The sequence below is a fragment of the Thiohalomonas denitrificans genome, assembly GCF_900102855.1.
Taxonomy (GTDB): Bacteria; Pseudomonadota; Gammaproteobacteria; order Thiohalomonadales; family Thiohalomonadaceae; genus Thiohalomonas; species Thiohalomonas denitrificans.
In genome coordinates this window covers 36,157-54,646 of the sequence record NZ_FMWD01000007.1, presented here as the reverse complement: position 1 = coordinate 54,646, position 18,490 = coordinate 36,157, and the positions used below count along the sequence as shown (strand labels likewise).

20 protein-coding genes are annotated in these 18,490 nt (G+C 59.3%); 6 read left to right on the top strand and 14 right to left on the bottom strand.

From position 1 onward, the window contains the following. Positions 1-411: 411 nt before the first annotated feature. Positions 412-3,048 carry a hypothetical protein gene (locus BLP65_RS11715; RefSeq protein ID WP_139181498.1) on the bottom strand — a complete coding sequence of 879 codons (2,637 nt, stop codon included), beginning with the start codon at positions 3,046-3,048 and terminating at the stop codon, positions 412-414. Between the two features lie 480 nt (positions 3,049-3,528). Between BLP65_RS11715 and BLP65_RS11710 the strand changes: the two genes are divergently transcribed. Continuing rightward, entirely contained in the window at positions 3,529-4,083 is a 555-nt protein-coding gene (locus BLP65_RS11710; protein WP_092997293.1) for a lytic transglycosylase domain-containing protein, read from the top strand. A gap of 131 nt (positions 4,084-4,214) precedes the next feature. Here BLP65_RS11710 and BLP65_RS11705 read toward each other — a convergent pair whose 3' ends face one another. The 7 genes from BLP65_RS11705 to BLP65_RS11675 all read right to left on the bottom strand — a co-directional run bounded on the left by BLP65_RS11705 (position 4,215) and on the right by BLP65_RS11675 (position 8,940). Beyond that, positions 4,215-4,484, bottom strand: a complete 270-nt coding sequence (locus tag BLP65_RS11705; RefSeq protein ID WP_092997290.1) for an acylphosphatase — start codon at positions 4,482-4,484, stop codon at positions 4,215-4,217. Then, a complete protein-coding gene (locus BLP65_RS11700) occupies positions 4,481-5,248 on the bottom strand; it encodes an efflux RND transporter periplasmic adaptor subunit (RefSeq protein WP_175452548.1) in 768 nt (255 codons plus the stop codon). Before BLP65_RS11700 ends, BLP65_RS11705 begins: the two co-directional genes overlap by 4 nt. A 13-nt stretch (positions 5,249-5,261) precedes the next feature. Next, the gene (locus BLP65_RS11695) at positions 5,262-6,569 is read right to left on the bottom strand and encodes a TolC family protein (protein WP_092997284.1); all 1,308 of its coding nucleotides are present in this window, start codon (positions 6,567-6,569) and stop codon (positions 5,262-5,264) included. Positions 6,570-6,574: 5 nt separating this feature from the next. Continuing rightward, positions 6,575-7,096: a thioredoxin family protein gene (locus BLP65_RS11690; RefSeq protein WP_399351876.1), complete on the bottom strand. Its 522-nt coding sequence runs from the start codon at positions 7,094-7,096 to the stop codon at positions 6,575-6,577. Positions 7,097-7,183: 87 nt separating this feature from the next. Next, positions 7,184-7,666, bottom strand: a complete 483-nt coding sequence (locus tag BLP65_RS11685) for a TlpA family protein disulfide reductase (protein WP_399351983.1) — start codon at positions 7,664-7,666, stop codon at positions 7,184-7,186. Positions 7,667-7,862: 196 nt separating this feature from the next. Further along, positions 7,863-8,495 carry a LysM peptidoglycan-binding domain-containing protein gene (locus BLP65_RS11680; RefSeq protein ID WP_139181497.1) on the bottom strand — a complete coding sequence of 211 codons (633 nt, stop codon included), beginning with the start codon at positions 8,493-8,495 and terminating at the stop codon, positions 7,863-7,865. Between the two features lie 154 nt (positions 8,496-8,649). Further along, positions 8,650-8,940, bottom strand: coding sequence for a DUF4398 domain-containing protein (locus BLP65_RS11675; protein WP_245688314.1), 291 nt, complete (start codon positions 8,938-8,940; stop codon positions 8,650-8,652). A 446-nt stretch (positions 8,941-9,386) separates the two neighbouring features. Here BLP65_RS11675 and wrbA point away from each other — a divergent pair, with 446 nt between their 5' ends. Beyond that, positions 9,387-9,989 (top strand): NAD(P)H:quinone oxidoreductase, encoded by a 603-nt coding sequence (wrbA, locus tag BLP65_RS11670; protein WP_092997275.1) that lies wholly within the window; start codon positions 9,387-9,389, stop codon positions 9,987-9,989. After that, positions 9,986-10,342 (top strand): DUF2069 domain-containing protein, encoded by a 357-nt coding sequence (locus BLP65_RS11665; RefSeq protein WP_245688313.1) that lies wholly within the window; start codon positions 9,986-9,988, stop codon positions 10,340-10,342. Before wrbA ends, BLP65_RS11665 begins: the two co-directional genes overlap by 4 nt. Here the strand turns inward: BLP65_RS11665 and hda are convergent. From hda to BLP65_RS11645, 4 genes are read right to left on the bottom strand one after another with little or no spacing between them, the layout of a single operon-like run. Beyond that, positions 10,332-11,018 (bottom strand): DnaA regulatory inactivator Hda, encoded by a 687-nt coding sequence (gene hda, locus BLP65_RS11660; protein ID WP_092997269.1) that lies wholly within the window; start codon positions 11,016-11,018, stop codon positions 10,332-10,334. The genes BLP65_RS11665 and hda overlap by 11 nt on opposite strands. Further along, complete coding sequence (locus tag BLP65_RS11655; protein ID WP_092997266.1) at positions 11,015-12,082, bottom strand: AI-2E family transporter; 1,068 nt, start codon at positions 12,080-12,082, stop codon at positions 11,015-11,017. The genes hda and BLP65_RS11655 overlap by 4 nt, the downstream gene beginning before the upstream one ends. After that, positions 12,079-12,648 carry a CDP-alcohol phosphatidyltransferase family protein gene (locus BLP65_RS11650; RefSeq protein ID WP_092997263.1) on the bottom strand — a complete coding sequence of 190 codons (570 nt, stop codon included), beginning with the start codon at positions 12,646-12,648 and terminating at the stop codon, positions 12,079-12,081. The genes BLP65_RS11655 and BLP65_RS11650 overlap by 4 nt, the downstream gene beginning before the upstream one ends. Next, complete coding sequence (locus BLP65_RS11645) at positions 12,645-13,754, bottom strand: DUF2066 domain-containing protein (protein ID WP_092997260.1); 1,110 nt, start codon at positions 13,752-13,754, stop codon at positions 12,645-12,647. The genes BLP65_RS11650 and BLP65_RS11645 overlap by 4 nt, the downstream gene beginning before the upstream one ends. Before the next feature lie 125 nt (positions 13,755-13,879). Here BLP65_RS11645 and purM point away from each other — a divergent pair, with 125 nt between their 5' ends. The 3 genes from purM (at position 13,880) to BLP65_RS11630 (ending at position 16,342) form a co-directional block, all read left to right on the top strand. Then, complete coding sequence (gene purM / locus BLP65_RS11640) at positions 13,880-14,935, top strand: phosphoribosylformylglycinamidine cyclo-ligase (protein ID WP_092997257.1); 1,056 nt, start codon at positions 13,880-13,882, stop codon at positions 14,933-14,935. Beyond that, on the top strand, positions 14,932-15,561 hold the full coding sequence (gene purN, locus BLP65_RS11635) for a phosphoribosylglycinamide formyltransferase (protein WP_092997254.1): 630 nt from the start codon (positions 14,932-14,934) through the stop codon (positions 15,559-15,561). Before purM ends, purN begins: the two co-directional genes overlap by 4 nt. Positions 15,562-15,640: 79 nt before the next feature. Beyond that, positions 15,641-16,342 (top strand): DUF3108 domain-containing protein, encoded by a 702-nt coding sequence (locus tag BLP65_RS11630; RefSeq protein WP_092997251.1) that lies wholly within the window; start codon positions 15,641-15,643, stop codon positions 16,340-16,342. A gap of 144 nt (positions 16,343-16,486) precedes the next feature. On the opposite strand, the gene dcd is transcribed toward BLP65_RS11630, so the two are convergent. Together dcd and apbC are read right to left on the bottom strand one after the other, a co-directional pair. After that, a complete protein-coding gene (gene dcd, locus BLP65_RS11625) occupies positions 16,487-17,053 on the bottom strand; it encodes a dCTP deaminase (RefSeq protein WP_092997248.1) in 567 nt (188 codons plus the stop codon). Between the two features lie 222 nt (positions 17,054-17,275). After that, positions 17,276-18,370: an iron-sulfur cluster carrier protein ApbC gene (gene apbC, locus BLP65_RS11620; RefSeq protein WP_092997245.1), complete on the bottom strand. Its 1,095-nt coding sequence runs from the start codon at positions 18,368-18,370 to the stop codon at positions 17,276-17,278. Positions 18,371-18,490: the final 120 nt, after the last annotated feature.

The window sequence follows — 18,490 nt, the reverse complement described above, 5'->3', positions numbered from 1 at the left end:
CGGCCAGGCGAAAGGGTAATGCTGGCGCGCGGTTCTTCGCGGTCTACCACGACCTCAGACGTGGCATCACACCAATGCGATCCCTGCGGGAGCCGGCAGTATGCAAAGGCGACAACCTGGGCGTCGCTGCTGATAATCGACTTGGTTGCCGTTTCCTCAGGGAATGCGACCGAAAGATTGATCGTCGCGGTCTTCACTGCGGAATCGGAGTCTCCGGTTGTACTGCTGTCGCCGCTGCCACATCCCACCAATGTTGCGGCTACCAGAGCCGGCAATAGATATTTCCCCTTATTCATTGTTTTCTTGCTCCTTGTCTGTTTGTCACGCCCCCTATTCGGGGGTACTTCGCAAATTTGTATTCAGTCCTAAAGCCCCTGCCGGGACGACGACGGCCATCCCGGCAGGTGTTCATCAGCGGATGATGACCTCGGTTTCGGAACTGATTTCGCTGTAGGTCACAGTGAACGTATGCGTGGTCGGGATCTCTACGTAACCATCATCCACCTCGACCATGATCGTGAAGCTCTGCCCGTCGGTCGCATCGTCAGGTACGGCAAAGGTGTGGGTGTCACCGGTCCCAACAACGGTACCGTCCACCTTCCAGACGAAGCTGAGCTCATCCTGATCATCGTCATCGGCAGTCACCGCGAAATCGATGTTGGCCGGCAGCTCGCTTACGGTCGTAGCGCTCTGTGTTGTTGAGGTGAAATACGGTGCCTTATTGTCAGCCGCCAGTACTTCCACGGTTGTCGTTCGCGTCGCCGTGTTGTTGCGATCACCTCCATCATCAGCTGTATAGGTGAAAGTGAGCGTATCTCCGGCGGACGCGGTACCCTGGAACGCCCCAGCGGGGTCGAAATCACCCACGCATGCATCACAGCTCCAAGAACCAGTCGTCGTACCACCATCCGGATCGTACGCATAGGCGTAGAGGGTAATAAGAGGCAGGCTGCCGTCCCGATTCAGCCGCACTGTGGTACCGACCGAAGCGTAGGCGTATGTAATCACCGGCGGCCGATTGGCATCGGCCGGAGCCACCGACAGCGTTCCGAGTGCGGCCTGTCCCTCATCCTTCCCGTCCGTTACGGTCAGCGACACCGGGTACTCACCTTCCACCAAGTCGGTGAGCTTGACTTCCTGGTAGCTATCGGCTTGTGTGATGGATCCGGTATGGACACTCTCCCCGACTTCCAGCGTGTAGGAAAGCGGGTAGTCCTCCGCCCCGTCTGCGTCGTAACCATAGACGTAGGCGGTGGCGCTGGCGGTCCCGGTCGTGGTGTTGGCCTTGACGCTGGTGCTGCTGAGATAACCGTATGCAGTGGGAACGGTGTTCGGTTTCGCTATCGTTCCCATATCAGCAACATCGCCGCCATCCGAATTTTCATCGCCGTTTATGACGTCATTGACTCGGAATGTCTTTGCGATGTCGCCAACGAACAACTCCATTTCGACGTCGCATGCAACCCGCGTCTCGAAGCCGCCATCGCTTCCGGTGTAGGCCCATCCATAACTATAAGGCGAGGTGCTGTATGCCCAGACGTACTCATTGGCAACGCCCTCTCCGTTCTTGGTGACAGTCCCCGAGACATAGCAACTCTTCGGTTTGGCAACCTCCACCGTGTGCGTCGCGCAACTATCCTCTTTCGCACCCAGCGGCACATCGGTTTTCGTCTGGTAGCTGTAATCGTACGGATTCCAGTAGCTGACCATCGCGGTACTGGGAATGTCATTTTCAGTGACGACGGAATTAAGCGTAACGACACCATTGCTCTTGGTGCTGGCAGACACGCGGCTCAGACCCGCCCCCGAGAGCTCTGCATAGAGGCCGGAGAGCGGGTTGGCCGATGCCGAGTCATCGGTAAACGTGATGTCGACGCAAACCTCAGTCGGCTGTGTCACCATCAGCGGATAGTCGAGATTCCACCAGGCGTTGATGTATTCCTCGCTGCTGACATGAATATTAAGGTAGTAATCTCCGTTCGTGCAGCTCGTGGAATCAAAGGTAGAAACTTCGTCGTAGTCGCTTCCATTAAAGGTCTGAACAGTGCCATCACCGAGCAGGATCCAAGAACCGCTGACCGGGCTGTAGGTGTAAATGGGAATCGTGTTTCCGTTGGACTCTCCGGAGGGGCCTGTCTGGCTCCAGAACGAATCCACTGAGGCGCAGCTCTCATAGGGGATCCAGCGCCGAACCGTAACATCCGTTTCAGCGCTCTTTACTGCTCGCCCTGTTTCCAGCGCGTCCTGCGCCAGTGCGGCTACGCTGGAACCTGCTTCGTCCGTTACTTCGATACTGTCGAAGGCGACAGAAACAAGCCGGTTCCCGTCGCTATCGATGTAATCACCTGGGAAACTGCGCGCATCTTCGGCGTTGTTCGGATCGAACGTCACCAGATTGGCACGCAGTGTATCCGTGTCCGGCAATGCCTGTTGCGGGATGGCGATCTCCAGGTCCATGCCCGCTGCACCTTCGGCGGCCTTGGCGGCCTTGAGGGCACTAGTGCCGGCTACGGCCTTCCGAGTGCCGTCGGCATAACGCACGACACCGAAGCTAAAAACCCCACCCTCAGCATTTGCTTTGAGCGGCGAATCGAGGTTCTGCACCTGAGTTTGTGCCGTGCGCAGCACTGCATTGAGATCGACGTCCGCCGGTTCACTGTAGTTGACGCGTTTGGACCAGCCTGTCGTGCCGGGACTCTTTACATCGACAACCAGATAACCACCCTCGTTGTGCAACGTAATTTGGCTGGAGAACACACCAACGCTTTCCGCCGCAACCGTCCGTGTTTCACTAAGGGTGCCATCAGACTCATAGGAGTGAATGGTGATACTGGCCGTCTCCGGAGCGACTCCCTTGGCCGCTTCAGCACTCTTTCCGGCAGTTGCCTCCCCACCTGAAGAGAGGGTTATGCTGCCAGAAACGCTCTTTACCGTGGTGCTCGGCTCAGGAGTGCCTGGGTCGTCGACGCTGCCACCACCACCCCCACCACAACCATTTAAAACAAACACAAGCGCGATCGCGCTCACAATGGGTATTCTACCGGACATGTTTCTCTCTCCTATTCTTCTGGCGACTCCGCAGCCCCAGCGTCGGTCCGTTTGTCCCGGCGCCTGCGAGAGTAATTCCATGACGTCTTAAAAACTAACCTAAGGTAAACGTGAAGTCCATCACAATTTTACGGACACTACGATAGAGGGGGGCCGCCCCGAATCCCCCCAGGGAGGCTTGATTGCCACTGCTGGCAACCGGCCCACTCATCGAATGGTTCAGTCGGCCCCTGGCAGATCCGCCAAGGGCCGATTGTCGGAGTATTCCCATTACCCGATTAGTTCGTACGCGATCGGACCGAACGCCGTCAGCCATACATATAAAAGACGGTGAAAAACACGCCGTTCAACGGGTTGTCTTTATAGCCCGTGCCCACCCTTCTTTTTGTAAGCAGCGCCCGTCGGTGAGAACAGCCTCCGTGCACAAAACGGCCTAACCGGTATAATGGAGCTTGATGCTTCACTCCTGTTACTACTGGTATGCGCACCTTCATCGTCCTGCTCCTGCTGCTACTCCTTTCCGGGACCGTTTGGGGTGATAACGTCGACCCGCGACTCAGAAATCGGCTGGTGGACGCACTGGCGGAAGGATTTGATTACGGCGATCGGTGGGATGTAGAGGTCTGGGTCACCGACATGGCTACGCGACTCTCCAACCGCGTAACCGACAGGGAGGAGCGGCTCACCATTCTCAAGCACACTTTCATCGAAGCCCACCAGGCGGGCCTCGACCCGGAGCTGGTGCTGGCCGTCATCGACACTGAAAGCAACTTCGACCGCTTTGCCATCTCCGAGGCCGGGGCCCGCGGGCTGATGCAGGTCATGCCCTTCTGGCTGAAAGAGCTCGGCAGGCCGGATGACAACCTGTTCGACATCGCCACCAACCTGCGCTTCGGCTGCACCATTTTGAAGTATTACCTGGATCGCGAGCGCGGCGATCTTACACGGGCTCTGGCTCGATATAACGGGAGTCTCGGCAAGGTCTGGTATCCACAGCGGGTCTATACCAAGCTTCGGGCGAGTTGGTATCGCTGATTGGGCTCTCGGTGCCGGGCGGAAGAGCGGCCTGCGGGGGCTGACCGAAGTCTGTGACGGGCTGAAGGGTGATCGACGGGGGCTGAACGAGGTTTTTGACGGCCTGAAGGCCGACCTGCGAGGGCGATGCTTTAGCGTGTTGAGAAATCCGGGGGTGGCGTCTCTTCTACCGCCTGGCATTCCACGAAGGCCACGTCTGCGGCATCGGAACCTTCCCACAGCCATCCCTTGAATTGCTCAAGAGCACTCTTTTCACCACAAGCCAGCACTTCCACCTGGCCATCGGGGAGGTTGCGGGCGTAGCCGGTCACGCCCCGGGCCTGCGCCTGGCGACGGGTGCTAGCCCGATACCAGACTCCCTGTACCCGGCCGCTCACGCGGCATCGCAGACACTGGCTCATGGAAAATCCACGACCACCGGCTGACCGATTCTGAGCGTTCGCTCCGAGTCGGGTGAAAACACCACATCCACGGGGTAGCGGTCGCCGCCGGCGGCAACCGGCTCGACGCCGATATGGTAGATCTCACCGCGATACTGTCGGTCCCCGACCCGCACCCGGATCTCCTCCGCCGCCTCTATGCCGGCCAGCTGCTCCGCACCTGCCTCCATGCGGGCCAGCAGCTCTCCGGTTCCGGCCATTGTCACCAGCGGAACGCTCTGAAGCCGGGTCACCACGATCTGTCCCGGCTCAACATTGCGCCTCAGCACCACCCCGTCGAAGGGGGCCCGCACCGCGCTGTAACGCAACCGTTCCCGGGCGTCAGCCAATTGTGCTTGTGCGCGCTGGTACGCCGCTTTGCTACGAACCGCATTGATCCTGGCCAGCTCCAGGTCGTGGTCCGAAAGCAGTGTCCTATCGTAGAGTTCCTGGGTCCGCTCCAGTTCACGTTCGGCTTCTTCCAGGGCTGCCTGCTGAAAGGCCAGCTCCGCCTCAGCCTGATTGAACCCCGCGCGCAGGGCCCCCTGATCCAGCTGCACCAGCAGATCGCCTTTCGCCACGCGATCCCCCGGGGCCACGGCAACCTGCTCCACCACACCGGAAACCAGCGTGCTCAATTCAACGCGCTGAAGCCAACGCAGCTGGCCTTCGAACGATTCAGCCATCGCTTGAGCGGCAGCCATCATCAAGGCGACGCCCAGCAACGTATTGGAAACCCTACTCATACTCATTTCTCCCCTAACCTTCATCGGCAGATGTGGACGCCTTCGGCAGTCCACCGGCCAGCGCTTTCAAGCGTTCCCAGGCCAAAACACGGCCAAAGCGGTTCTTCGCGGCTTCGATTTGGGCCTCCGAAAGTCGAACCATGGCATCGCCGAGGTCGGTTTTTACTTCCAATTCGTAGATCGTACGGCTACGGTCGAGATAGAGGTCGCGGTAGTCCTGAAGCGCCAGCACCCGGTCCGCATCCACTTGCAGTGTCTCCAGGTCAAGATAATTGTCCAGCAATGCCTGCCGAACAGCATCCTCCGCCGCAGCCAGTGAGGCCCGAGTCCGGTTCAGAGTGGCTTTCTCCCTGGCAATTTGCGCACCGACAGCACCCCCGCTGTACAAAGGAACCGTCAGTACCACGCCGGCGCGCCAATCATCATGCGAGCCAGCTTCCCGGGAGTAGGTGGAGGCTTCAAGCTCGCCATCCAGATAGGGACGGCGACCAGCGCGCGCCCCCGCAATTCGACTTTCGGCCGCTTTCACTTCCGCCCGCAAGGCCCGAATGGCGGGATTCTCCGCCAGTGCCTTTTTCAGCAGGGACTCGTATTCGGGCAATTCCCCATCCAGTTGCGGAAGATCGGGAAGGGAGAGATCGGAAGAGAGTTCTCCCGGACGGCCCAAAGCGATCGCCAGCCGCGAACGGGCTGAACGCTGGCGCGCCTGACTGGCAGCACGCTTTTTGCGTATTGCCTGGTACTCGGCTTCCATTTCCAGCAGGTCGATATCGGAAACCTGACCCAACTCATGCCGATCCTGTAATCGGTCCAAGCTGACATAAACGACGGCCATCTCCTCGTTGTCCCGCGCAAATTCCAGGTCCGCCAGCAGAACGTCGAAATAGGCCTCCATGATGGCGATGCGCCGCTGCCGTACCACATCGGTATATCTCAACCGGCTGGCCTTGCCAAGGCCCTCAGCGGCCGATTCCTCGGCAGCACTGCGACCGAAATCATAGAGGTTCTTGCGGACAAACAGACTACCCCGGTGATCGCCATTGGACTGGTCAGCGGCAACCTCGGACGGTTCGACCCAGCGCAAGCGGCCCTCCAGCGCCACGTTCACACCGGTGCGTGATTGCGCCAACCGCTCTTCCGCCTGGCTGTACTCCAAATCAGCACGGGCCTGTGCCACGTCCGTCGGCCCTCTCTCTGCCAGAGACAGGGCATGCTCCAGTGTCAAGGGCTCAGGAAGCGGTTCCGTATCGGCCGTCGAGATCCGGACCACCAGCAACAGGGCCACCGTTGCGAGGCAACCGCCCAGCACTCTCTTCTTCATAACGGTTACCGCTGCTGGCGCTTGAACCGGGTGAAGGAGGTTTCGTGGTAATGACCCTCCGCAACGTAACGGCCCAGAAGCATGAACTCTTCACTGTCGCGGGTACGACCGGTGAACCGGTGGATTCTTTCTCCTTCCAGATCGAAGAAGGCAAAAACCGGTGTAGCGCGCACACGATGTTTCTTGAAGGCGAAGTCTTTCTGCGTCATAGGCTCGCCCGAAAATGAGGTGATCTCAATCTCACCCTCAATATCGACGGGAAAGCTGAGAAAGTTTTCGCGATAGTACTCTTGCACATCAGCGCGGTTGAGCACGTGGTCTTTCATCCAGTGGCAAAACGGACACTCGTCCATTTCGAAAAAGAGCAGAATGCCCTGTTTCCCCTGGTCCTTGGCGAGTTGCAACTCTTCGGTGAAATCCCCGAAAGTTTCATTGAAAAAGTACTGGTAGGGATCCCGTTCACCCGCTGCGTAAGTCGGTCCGACCAAGCCCCACAACAAAACGAATACCGGCATCAAGCGGCGCATACTCACCTCCATCCTCGTTTAATTATTATAGGGTTTCCGAATAACGACACTACCACGAGTGCATCTGCCGGTGTGCCGTTTTATCGACTACCGACGGACCTGCTGATCGAAGCCGTCGATAAATTCAATAAGCCTGTCGCTGGTAATCGCCCCCACCTCCCTGGCAACCACCACCCCATCCGGGGAGACAAGATAGGTCGTGGGCAGGCCTGGAATCGGACCGATCATCTGGGCGTCCGACGTACGAACGCCGACCGGGTAGGTAACCAGATTTTCCTCAAGAAAGCGTCCCAAACGCTCCCCTTCCAAATCTTCCATATTGATGCCTACCACTACGGCATCGGAGTCCTTGTGTTCTTCATGAAAGTGCACCAGTTCGGGCAACTCTTCGAGACACGGTGGGCACCAAGTGGCCCAGTAGTTGACCACCACCCATTTGCCCCGGTAATCAGCAAGTTTATGGGTCTGACCGCTACTGACATCTTCGAACGTCAACCGGGCCTCGGCCAATGCCGTCATGCTGAAAGAAAGAGTGAGCAACAGAAAAAGAAACGTACGCAAGGAACACACCTCCAGCCGGTTCGTCGCCATACATTGCCAGCACTCGCGCCGATGCGCAACGAGCGAATTGCCTATGCCTGCCCCATCCGGCCTGCCGCCACGCGACCGGGTAAGATGGAGTAGGAGGAGGCTTCGCCATGCCTGACGCACCAAACAAAAAACCCCGCCGAAGCGGGGTTTTTTGTCAGGGATTTGCCGAGCGGTCTTAACGCGCCAGGTAGGCTCTGTCAGACTCTTCGACAACTCCCAGCGACCAGGCACCGCGGGTACGGGCATGCTCGACAGCGGCATCAACTTCACCGTCGGACCAGTCGTTACGGATCGTGAAGTTCTGCCCCGGGTAGATCAGATCAGCGTCACTAATCTTGTCACGGTTGGCTTTATAGATAAGCGGCCATTTGTAGGGGTTGTTGTAAACGTCGCTCTTGCCGGAGATGCTCCACAGGCTATCACCACGCTCAACCGTATAGGAACCGGGCGCCTGCTGCTGCTCCTGCTCCGCCCGCTGCTGCGCCAGGCGCCGCTCTTCAAGCCGCTTCTGGGCAAGGGCGTTTTCGGCCTGACGGCGAGCACGATTGGCCAATTCGACGGCACTAATGGTGTCACCCTCTGCGAGGGCCGCTTCCGCTTCCTTCACCATGTCTGCGCTATCCCGCCAGGCTGCGCCTGCGGCCTCGGCTTCCTCGACCGCAGCGTGGGCCGCATCGATCGCAGCCTGTGCTTCGGCGACTGTCGGCCCCTCGGGCTCTTCTTGCTGTGGTGCGGTGGCGCAGCCCACCATAAATCCAAGGACGAGCGCCAATAGTGCCGAGTGCTTCATTACCGTCAAGATTTTCATCGTTCTTGTGCTCCGGGACGATTGATTTTATCGAAAAAAATTCTATTTTTTTGGACCGTTTACTTCGACGTCAAACTAGCATCGGCCATTGGCCACGTCAATGCGACCCAGTTCTCAAAATTCCTAACCAGAATCAGAGGTTATGGAACTCCGGCTATTGTGCAGTGGCCAGTGCGTGGTCTCGCGCACTGATCGCCGCGGCCTTGGCTGCTGTGGCATAACGGCGTGCCCGCTCGTATTCACCATGCTCCAGGTCACGGGCGGCCTGCTCCAGAAAAGTTTCCGCCTGGTCCAGGTATTGTGAGGCATGACGCTCGGCGTGGGCTTCCCTGGCCGCATGGATCGCCTGACGGGCGTCACTCATTTCCTGCGCCGGGGGCATGCTGGCACACGCCACCAGGGCCATCGCAAACAGAAGCGGAATCATTCGGATGGTCGTTTCCATCCACAACCGGGTGCCGTCGCGAGTGGATCCTTCCAAATGCGGTAGGTTCGAGTCGCAGGATCGTATAGGCATAGTCATTCTGTTTCCCTGACATCTCGCGCGCAGATATCGTGTCCGGGCGCTGGGTGATAGCTGCCTGATCGGGAACGGGAATTAACCGCATACTGAGACAGAAGGCCCCTTGCCCGAAAGTTAGAAATCACCGTACACCCTTGTTTCTGCTAGGATAAGTTCAAACTAACACCGAATTGAAAAAACTGTCAAGGTGAAAAAATTGCATCCCGACTCCGGCTGAAACGCTACAATCGACCATCTCGACACGTAAAACAAGTCCGCCATGATTAACCCGCCTTACCGTAATCCATGGAGCCCTGAACCAGGAAAGGCATTGAAGTCAGTGCCGAACAAGGGGCTCCTGCCACATATACCTTGGAGGGAGTGTTGACATGATGGAAGTCCTTGTCCTCTATTACAGTCGCCATGGTGCCACCGGAGCTATGGCCCGACTGGTCGCACGGGGAGTGGAAGAAGTGCCCGGGGTTCAGGCCCGCTTGCGAACGGTGCCCGAGGTTTCGACCGTCACCGAGGCGGTAGCCGACGCCATTCCGGCCGAGGGCCCACCCTACGCGTCGCTCGAAGATCTCCGGGAATGCGCCGGCCTTGCCCTCGGCAGTCCGACCCGATTCGGCAACATGGCGGCGCCACTGAAGTATTTCCTCGACACCACGACTCCTTTATGGCTCTCCGGAGCGTTAATCGACAAGCCGGCGACACTCTTCACCTCCACGTCCAGTATCCACGGCGGCCAGGAAACGACGCTGCTTTCAATGATGCTGCCGCTTCTGCATCATGGCATGGTGCTGCTGGGACTCCCCTACAGCGAGTCGGACCTGTTCACGACGACCGGTGGTGGAACCCCTTACGGCTCCAGTCATGTTGCCGGAACGGATAACCGGAACCCCATCAGCGACGCCGAACGACGGCTATGCATCGCCCAGGGACGCCGGCTGGCCGAGTTGGTGTGGCGCATGGCCCGGGAAGGAAAGTGACACAGTCCCGCCTTGCCTACACCGTTGCCCTCACGGGCTATTTCGGCCTGCTGATCCTGTTGACGGCGTGGACCGTCTGGCTTTCACCCCCGGAGGAGCTGCCCATTGCACTGGTCCTGCTGGTCGGGGTAGGTCCACTGCTGTTGCCTTTGCGGGGATTACTGCATGGGCGTCCCTATACCTTCGCCTGGACCAGTTTTCTGGTCCTGCTCTATCTGGTACACGCAGTACTGGAGATCTACAGCAGTCCGGCTGACCGACTACTCGCCACGGCGGAGTTGCTGTTCGCGCTGATGCTGTATGGAGGAGCGGTGGCCTACGCCCGCTGGCGGGGCAAAGAACTCAAGGCATAATGGCCAACTGTTCACGGACGAAGGGAACGGTGAGCCGCCGCTGGGCGGCAAGCGAGGCGCGGTCCAGGTGTTCCAGCACTGAAAACAGCGAATGCAGGTCCCGTGGACTGCGCCTCAGAATATAATTCGCCACCTCATCCGAAAGCTCCATTCCCCGGTGGTGGGCGCGCAGTTGCAAAGCGACCCGCTTGTCGGCATCGACAAGCGGCAGCAGTTGGTAGACCGGCCCCCAACTGAGGCGCGACCTCAGGTCGGGCAGCGAAATACCCAGGGGCCCCGGCGGTGCATCAGCCGCCACCACGATCCGACAACCGCTCTCGCGGGCCCGGTTGTAGAGGTGAAACAGGCCCACTTCCCACCCGGTATGCCCTGCCACTTGCTGGAGATCATCGACGGTCACCAGGGCCATGGTCTCCAGTCCCTCCAGCATCTCCGGGGCCAGTTCGGTGCTCTTCGAAAGCGGCAGATAAACGGCACCACCGCTCTCGCCACTCACCCGGTGGCAGGCGGCCTGCAGCAGGTGGCTGCGACCACTGCCGGCGCCCCCCCAGAGAAAAAGGAAAGGTTCATTCCCTCTCTCGAGCTGAAGAACCACCTCGGTGTTCGGACCGGCAAAGAAATTATCGAAGGTCGCACCATCCCGCAGCCCGACCCCGAGCGGCAGTTGAGCGCTCATGGTCGATCCGTTGATTGGTTGAACAGCTCACTGTCCAGGTAGCGTTCATGAGCATAACGCAGGAGCACCATCACAATGGCGGCTACCGGCAACGCCAGCAGCACGCCGATGAAGCCGAACAGCTGCGCACCGGCCATGACCGCGAAGATCACCGCCACCGGATGCAGGCCAATGCGCTCACCCAATAGCAGCGGCTGCAGTACCATGCCCTCGATAGCCTGAGCCACCCCGAACACGGCCACCACATACAGCAGGTGAATGGCATCCTGAAACTGCATGATGGCCGCGATGCCCGCAGCCACAATGCCCACGATAAAGCCCAGATAGGGTACGAAACTGACGAGCCCCGCCGATACGCCAATCAGCAGGGCCAACTCCAGCCCTACCAGCCAGAGCCCCAGTGAATAGATCAGTCCCAGGGCGAGCATGACTATCAATTGCCCGCGGAAGAAGGCCCCAAGCACCTCGTCCGAGGCGCGGGCCAGACGAACAACATCCGGCTCCAGACGGCGCGGGAGCAGTTCACGTATCCGGCCCACCATGACATCCCAGTCCCGCAGCAGATAAAAAGTCACCACCGGAATCAGGATGAGATTGGCCAGCCAGCCGACCAGCGTCGCCCCGGAACGGGATAGCGCACTAACCACCCCGCCAGCCGAACCGGCTGCCTGCTGCCAGTAGTCGCTGACGGCCGTTCTCAGTGCGCCCAGTTCCAGCCCGCCCAGATCAATGCCCAGAAAAGCTCCGAGCGCCGGGAGCCCCTCTTTTTGCACCCAGTCGATGTAGGTCGGCAACTTTGAGACAAACAGTACGATCTGACGTTCGAGTAGGGGGACAAGCACCAGCATCAGCGCAAAAATGACGGCCAGTAACACTACAAATACCAGGACCACCGAAAGAGCACGTGACAGACCACGGTTCTCCAGCCGATCGACCACCGGGTCGCCGATATAGGCCAGCACCGCCCCCGCCACGAACGGTGTCAGAACCGGTGACAGCAGATAGAGCAGATACCCTCCGACTGCCACGGCCGCCAGCCAGTACCACTTCTGCGATTCTGTCATCGACTTCCCTTGCGTTCACTCGAGCGGTAATGATGGGCACGCTTTCCCCAGATGCCAACGTATTTGAACCCGCTCCAGACGGTGGTCACGGCCACGACCATAACTATCCCGTTGATAAAGGGTCCGGGCAGCGCCTGTATTGCAAACGAAAAAAGCACCAAAAGCACCAATAATACCTGAAGCGCCGTATTCGCTTTGCTGACCAGAGTGGGCTCCATTTCCACCTGCCCTATCAAGAACTGGTAGGCCGCCGCCCCACCGATGATGACGATATCGCGCAGAATGACCAGGGCTACCAGCCATGCCGGAAGCATGCCCAGCAGGCCCATGGTGATATAGGAAGAGACCATAAGGAGTTTGTCGGCCAACGGGTCCAGTAGCGCACCCAGTCGGCTCGACCACCCGAAGCGCCTTGCCAGAAATCCATCCAGCGCATCGGAAGCCCCCGCTACCGCGAACAGTGCGAGGACCATGCCGTATTGACGGTCCACGAGTAACGCGACCAGCGGAATGACAAGCAGGATTCGAAAACAAGTAATGAGATTCGGTATCGCCTTCGGGTTCACGGCACCAGGCGGTAGAGCAAGGCCCTACGGCTTCCCTGTTCTTGTTGTTCTTGTTCGTGCTGCTGATCCCGTTCCGGCACTGGTGTTGAGGCGTACTGCTGCTCCCGGTCCCGGTCGGGCACTGCTGCTGCGGTCAACGTATCACCCAGGGCCAGTGTATTCACCAGCCTTGCTGTACCGCCATCCACCCGCAGACCAAAGCGCACCTTCTCGGCCTCCACCCGGACCACTTCAATATGGTCGATGACGTTGAGACCGGTGAGATAACCCAGAGTCCGCTGTAATCCGGCCAGGTCCACTACCCCTGCCACGTCCAGTGCCAGTCGATCATCCGACATCCCGCCGGGTGAGCCGGAAAGGGCCTCGGAAAGGCGATCCGCCGCCCCCTCGATTCCCAGAGCCAGCAGTGACCGTTTGTCTTCACTCTCGCCATTCCAGCGGAAACGATTGTCGCCCTGGTACAGGGACCAGCGCACCGCCCACCGGGAACCTCGCAATGGGTAGAGCCGACCTACCAGTACCGCCTGAGGATCGTACCGTTCGGAGATTTCCACGATGGGCTGATGGAAATCCCCCCAGATGTCCGCGGGCCTGATCCGTGACTGCTCGGCCAGATCCAGCAGCGGCAGGCGCACCGGTAACCCCCGGCGCTCTCCTGTCGTGATCAGCGTCTCCCGGGCGAAGCCTTCATCATTCGCGCCCACCAGCTCACGATGTCCGCCCTGCTCAACCGCAAGCCACACCAGCGTCACGGGACGGGCGGCGCCCCACACGGAAACACCCTGCTCCCGCAACAGGCCATCGACTCCCCGGGCGTCAAACCGAACCCACAGAACGAGTTCATCGGTCGAAGGTGATCGTCGATAGCGATACTGCTGGACATATTTGGCGACCTCGGCCGGCGCCCTGTTTTCGACCTGGCCGGAACCACTCACCTTTACCAAAACCTGTGACAGTGCACGGGCAGTGGCATCCTGTCGCGCTGCACGACTCTGATCGGCCACGGGCACCTCTGCCTCATACAGACCATGGAGTTCCAGCGCCAGGAGATCGACCCCGGGCAAAAAAAGTGATAGAGAAAGGAGAAACACACGTAACCGCATCATCCGCCGCAAACTATGCGAGTGACTGCAGCAAGTCAAGGGAATAGAGCCCGATTCCAAGCGTGGGGTGGGACTGTTAAAATAGGCGCGAAAAGCAGTTCCTTTCTCAACCGACTCAGGATTCCCCAGTGAGCAGCGACCCCAAAACCGGCCAAGAAGGCCTCAGCTATCGTGATGCCGGCGTGGACATCGACGCCGGCAATACCCTGGTCGAACGCATCAAGCCGTTTGCCAAAAGCACCCTGCGACCCGGAGTCCTGGGCGGCCTTGGCGGCTTCGGGGCCCTGTTCGAGGTTCCTCTCGATCGCTACCCCAATCCCGTGCTGGTGGCCGGCACCGATGGCGTGGGCACCAAACTCAAGCTCGCAATGGAGTTGAACCGGCACGATACCATCGGCATCGATCTGGTCGCCATGTGCGCCAACGACCTCATCGTGCAGGGTGCCGAACCACTGTTTTTTCTGGATTACTACGCGACCGGCCATCTCAACGTAGACGCTGCGGCGGATGTGGTGAAAGGGATCGCCGCCGGCTGCGCAATGGCCGGGGCCGCCCTGACCGGCGGCGAAACGGCGGAGATGCCGGGCATGTACCAGGGCGATGACTACGATCTGGCCGGGTTCTGCGTCGGTGTGGTCGAAAAGAGCGAAATCATCGATGGCAGCCGGGTCACGGATGGAGATGCGATTATCGGGCTTGCCTCTTCAGGCCCGCACTCCAACGGCTACTCACTGATTCGAAAAGTGCTCGAGGTGAGCGGCACCGGACTTGACGCCGACTTCGGTGGCAGGCCCATCGGCGAGGTTCTGCTGGAGCCGACGCGGATATATATCAAACCGCTACTGAAGCTGTTCCAGGATGCCGATGTCGAGGTCCACGCGCTGGCCCACATTACCGGGGGCGGCCTCACGGAAAACCTGCCCCGGGTCCTTCCGGAGGGAACGCAGGCCATTATCGATGCCGCCAGCTGGAGCCGTCCTCCCATCTTCGATTGGCTCCAGCGCACGGGCGGTATCAGCGATGAAGAGATGTATCGCACCTTCAACTGCGGAATCGGCATGGCGATCTGCGTGCCCGCCGCACAGGCCCAACTTGCTGCCGAACGGCTTTGCGAGGCGGGGGAAGAAGCGATGGTCATCGGTCACATCGCGGCAGGCGGCGGAGAGCGGGTCATTATTCGATGAGTGCAAAGCTGCCCATTGTGGTACTCATCTCGGGAGGTGGCACCAATCTGCAGTCCATCATCGACGCCGTCCGGGAGGGCCTGCCTGTGGAGATCCGGGCCGTCATCAGCAACAGAGCCGATGCCTTCGGTCTGGAACGGGCGCGCCGTGCGGGTATTCCGACGGAAGTGGTCGAGCATCGGCAGTTTGCCGATCGCGAGAGCTATGATGCTGCGCTGATGGAGTGCATCGACCGCTTCCAACCGGGACTGGTGGTGCTGGCCGGCTTCATGCGCATTCTCAGCAATGACTTTGTTCGCCACTATCACGGCCGCATGCTCAATATCCATCCTTCCCTGCTCCCCAGACACCGGGGTCTCAACACGCATAGCCGCTGCCTCGATGCGGGTGATACCGAACATGGCGCCTCGGTGCACTTCGTCACCCCGGAGCTGGACGCCGGCCCCATCATCCTTCAGGCGCGGGTTCCGGTAGAGCCGGACGACAGCCCTGAAACCCTGGCATCGCGGGTACTGGCGCAGGAGCACCGCATCTACCCCCAGGCCATTCGCTGGTACGCCGAAGGACGGCTAAAGCTTAAGAACGGACATGCCCTGCTGGATGGCGAACCGGTTCAGTGCAGATAGTGCGGACGCAGCAGGCGTGGCGGATTCGTTGTCCGATGTGTGTTACAACCTATGACCTGGACGGAAGCTAAAGCTGAACATGAACTATTTTGCCTGGATCATAACGCTGCTGATGGCGCTGACGGCAGGCCCCACCGGGGCCAAACCCGCCTATGTACCCGAGCCCTACGAGGCGCACTACACGGTACACGCCAACGGACTCAAAGTGGGGGAGATGACCCGAAAGCTTGAGAAGCGCACTGACAATACCTGGCTGATGGAGTCATCACTCTACACGACCGGGCTGGTCGCGCTTTTTAAGGATCATCGACTTACCGAAACGAGCCTCTGGCGCTCCCGGAACAGTACCCTTGTCCCGCTCGATTTCCAGGCGAAGCACACGGGAGGCGATGACAATTCCTTCGAGCGGATGCGATTTGACTGGGAAGAGGAGATCGTGACCTATCTTCGCGAGGGTGAGGTGACCAAAGTGGCCGTACGGCCGGGGATTCTCGACAAACTGCTGTATCAGGTCGCGCTCGAGCGCGACCTCTCGGAGGGGGAGAAGCACCTCGAGTACACCTTCGCCGACCGGGGGAAAATCAAGACCTATCGGTTCGACGTAATCGGGCAGGAGCAGTTGGACACCCCACTGGGCACCTATCAGACACTGAAGGTGCGCAGAGAGGATGTCACCCTCTGGGTGGCTCCGGCACTCGATTACACGTTGGTAAAGCTCGTTCAGGAAAAGAAGGACTACACGGCGACCAGTTACATCACCAGACTGGAACGTCAAAAGTAACCCCGTTCCCGCAGTCTACCGGGAACCTCTAAAATTCATTTTCGTCACTCCCGCGAAAGCGGTAGCCCGGTAAAATCAACGGCTGGATTCCCGCTTTCGCGGGAATGACGAATTTATAGAAGTGCCCTACCGTCGAAAGCCGCTTCAGGTGACGGGCAGCGTTACACCGCGTTGCCCCTGGTATTTGCCGCCGCGATCCAGATAGGAGGTCTCGCACACCTCATCCGATTCGAGAAACAGCATCTGTGCAATCCCCTCGTTGGCGTAGATCTTGGCCGGCAGCGGCGTGGTATTGGAGAATTCCAGGGTCACATGCCCCTGCCATTCGGGCTCCAGCGGCGTTACGTTGACGATGATGCCGCAGCGCGCATAGGTCGACTTGCCTAGGCAAATAGTGAGTACGCTACGCGGGATGCGAAAATACTCCACCGTGCGGGCCAATGCGAAGGAGTTGGGCGGGATAATGCAGACGTCCGACTTCACGTCCACAAAGCTGGACTCGTCGAATCCTTTCGGGTCGACAATCGCCGAGTTGATATTCGTGAAGATCTTGAATTCATCCGCACAGCGCACGTCATAGCCGTAACTGGAAGTTCCGTAGGAAACGATCCGGTTACCGTTCACCTCCCGGACCTGGCCGGCCTCGAACGGCTCAATCATGCCCTGCTCTGCCGCCATGCGGCGGATCCACTTGTCGCACTTGATGCTCATGGGAAAATTTGAAACGCCCCAGGGAAAGGCATCAAAGATACAGGGAAAAGGGGACCCTAAACAAGCTTGAGTTTTGACCCCGGGGAGCAAGGGAGGAGACGGTGCCCCAAAAGGAATGAACCACAGAGAACACAGAGAGTTCACGGAGGCCTTTGAGCACACAAGCCGTTCTCCGTGTCCTCTGTGCCCTCTGTGGTTAAGGCCGTTAGCCCCAGTTCGTCGTCAGTCGTTCTGGATGACGATTTTCGGGAAGCGGGCGCTGTAGTCCTTCGCCTGACCGGCGAGCTTGGCGCCCACCTTGCGGGCGATATCCCGGTAAATCTGGGAGATCCGGCCATCCGGATCGGCCACCACCGTCGGCTTGCCGCTGTCGGTCTCCTCACGGATGGAGATATCCAGCGGCAGGGCACCGAGGAAGTTCACACCATACTCCTTCGCCATGGACTGACCGCCGCCCTCACCGAAGATGTGCTCCTCGTGACCGCAATTGGAGCAGATGTGGATCGACATGTTCTCCACCACGCCCAGCACCGGCACCTCGACCTTCTCGAACATCTTGTAGGCCTTGCGGGCGTCCAGCAGAGCGATGTCCTGCGGTGTGGTGACGATCACCGAACCCGAAACCGGCACCTTCTGCGCCAGGGTCAGCTGGGTATCACCGGTGCCCGGCGGCAGGTCGATCACCAGATAGTCGACTTCACGCCAGTTGGTATCGTTCAGCAGCTGCTCCAGCGCCTGGGTCACCATCGGTCCACGCCAGATCATCGGCGTATCCTCGTCGATAAGATAGCCAATGGACATGGACTGGATGTCGTGGTTGACGATGGGCTCCAGAGTATGACCGTCCGGCGAATCCGGCTTTTTGTCGTGAACGCCCAGCATACGCGGCTGGCTGGGGCCGTAGATATCTGCATCCAGCAGACCCACGGTGGCGCCTTCGGCCGCCAGTGCCAGCGCCAGGTTCACCGAAGTGGTGGATTTACCGACGCCGCCCTTGCCCGAAGCGACGGCGATGATGTTCTTCACGCCCTTGATGTGCTTGACACCCTTCTGGGCGGCATGAGAGACGATGCGGGTATCGATCTCGATTTCGACGCTATCAACGCCCTCCACCTGTTCGACAAGCCCCTTCAGCTTGCCGGAAACCTCGTCACGGTAGCCGTTCATCGGGAAGCCGTACTCGACGACGATTTTCACCTTGCCGCCGTCGATCTGGATGTCTTTCACGGCCTTGGCGGAGACCACATCCTTTTCAAGGTACGGATCGGAGTAGCCTTTGAGCGCCTCTTCAACCTGCGACTGGGACACCTGTGCCATCATTCTCTCCTGGGTTTTTTGCCGGCGCCATGCGCCCGGACCTAATAACTGAGTAATTCAATCGGAAATTATCGCAGAGTTTCATTAGTGTCGCAAACCACCGGCCGGTACGGAAGCCTT

Bases quoted from the DNA above. Each gene is read 5' to 3' on its own strand.
- BLP65_RS11715 (WP_139181498.1), bottom strand. From the start codon at position 3,048: ATGTCCGGTAGAATACCCATTGTGAGCGCGATCGCGCTTGTGTTTGTT.
- BLP65_RS11710 (WP_092997293.1), top strand. From the start codon at position 3,529: ATGCGCACCTTCATCGTCCTGCTCCTGCTGCTACTCCTTTCCGGGACC.
- BLP65_RS11705 (WP_092997290.1), bottom strand. From the start codon at position 4,484: ATGAGCCAGTGTCTGCGATGCCGCGTGAGCGGCCGGGTACAGGGAGTC.
- BLP65_RS11700 (WP_175452548.1), bottom strand. From the start codon at position 5,248: ATGAGTAGGGTTTCCAATACGTTGCTGGGCGTCGCCTTGATGATGGCT.
- BLP65_RS11695 (WP_092997284.1), bottom strand. From the start codon at position 6,569: ATGAAGAAGAGAGTGCTGGGCGGTTGCCTCGCAACGGTGGCCCTGTTG.
- BLP65_RS11690 (WP_399351876.1), bottom strand. From the start codon at position 7,096: ATGCGCCGCTTGATGCCGGTATTCGTTTTGTTGTGGGGCTTGGTCGGA.
- BLP65_RS11680 (WP_139181497.1), bottom strand. From the start codon at position 8,495: ATGAAAATCTTGACGGTAATGAAGCACTCGGCACTATTGGCGCTCGTC.
- BLP65_RS11675 (WP_245688314.1), bottom strand. From the start codon at position 8,940: ATGGAAACGACCATCCGAATGATTCCGCTTCTGTTTGCGATGGCCCTG.
- wrbA (WP_092997275.1), top strand. From the start codon at position 9,387: ATGATGGAAGTCCTTGTCCTCTATTACAGTCGCCATGGTGCCACCGGA.
- hda (WP_092997269.1), bottom strand. From the start codon at position 11,018: ATGAGCGCTCAACTGCCGCTCGGGGTCGGGCTGCGGGATGGTGCGACC.
- BLP65_RS11655 (WP_092997266.1), bottom strand. From the start codon at position 12,082: ATGACAGAATCGCAGAAGTGGTACTGGCTGGCGGCCGTGGCAGTCGGA.
- BLP65_RS11645 (WP_092997260.1), bottom strand. From the start codon at position 13,754: ATGATGCGGTTACGTGTGTTTCTCCTTTCTCTATCACTTTTTTTGCCC.
- purN (WP_092997254.1), top strand. From the start codon at position 14,932: ATGAGTGCAAAGCTGCCCATTGTGGTACTCATCTCGGGAGGTGGCACC.
- BLP65_RS11630 (WP_092997251.1), top strand. From the start codon at position 15,641: ATGAACTATTTTGCCTGGATCATAACGCTGCTGATGGCGCTGACGGCA.
- dcd (WP_092997248.1), bottom strand. From the start codon at position 17,053: ATGAGCATCAAGTGCGACAAGTGGATCCGCCGCATGGCGGCAGAGCAG.
- apbC (WP_092997245.1), bottom strand. From the start codon at position 18,370: ATGGCACAGGTGTCCCAGTCGCAGGTTGAAGAGGCGCTCAAAGGCTAC.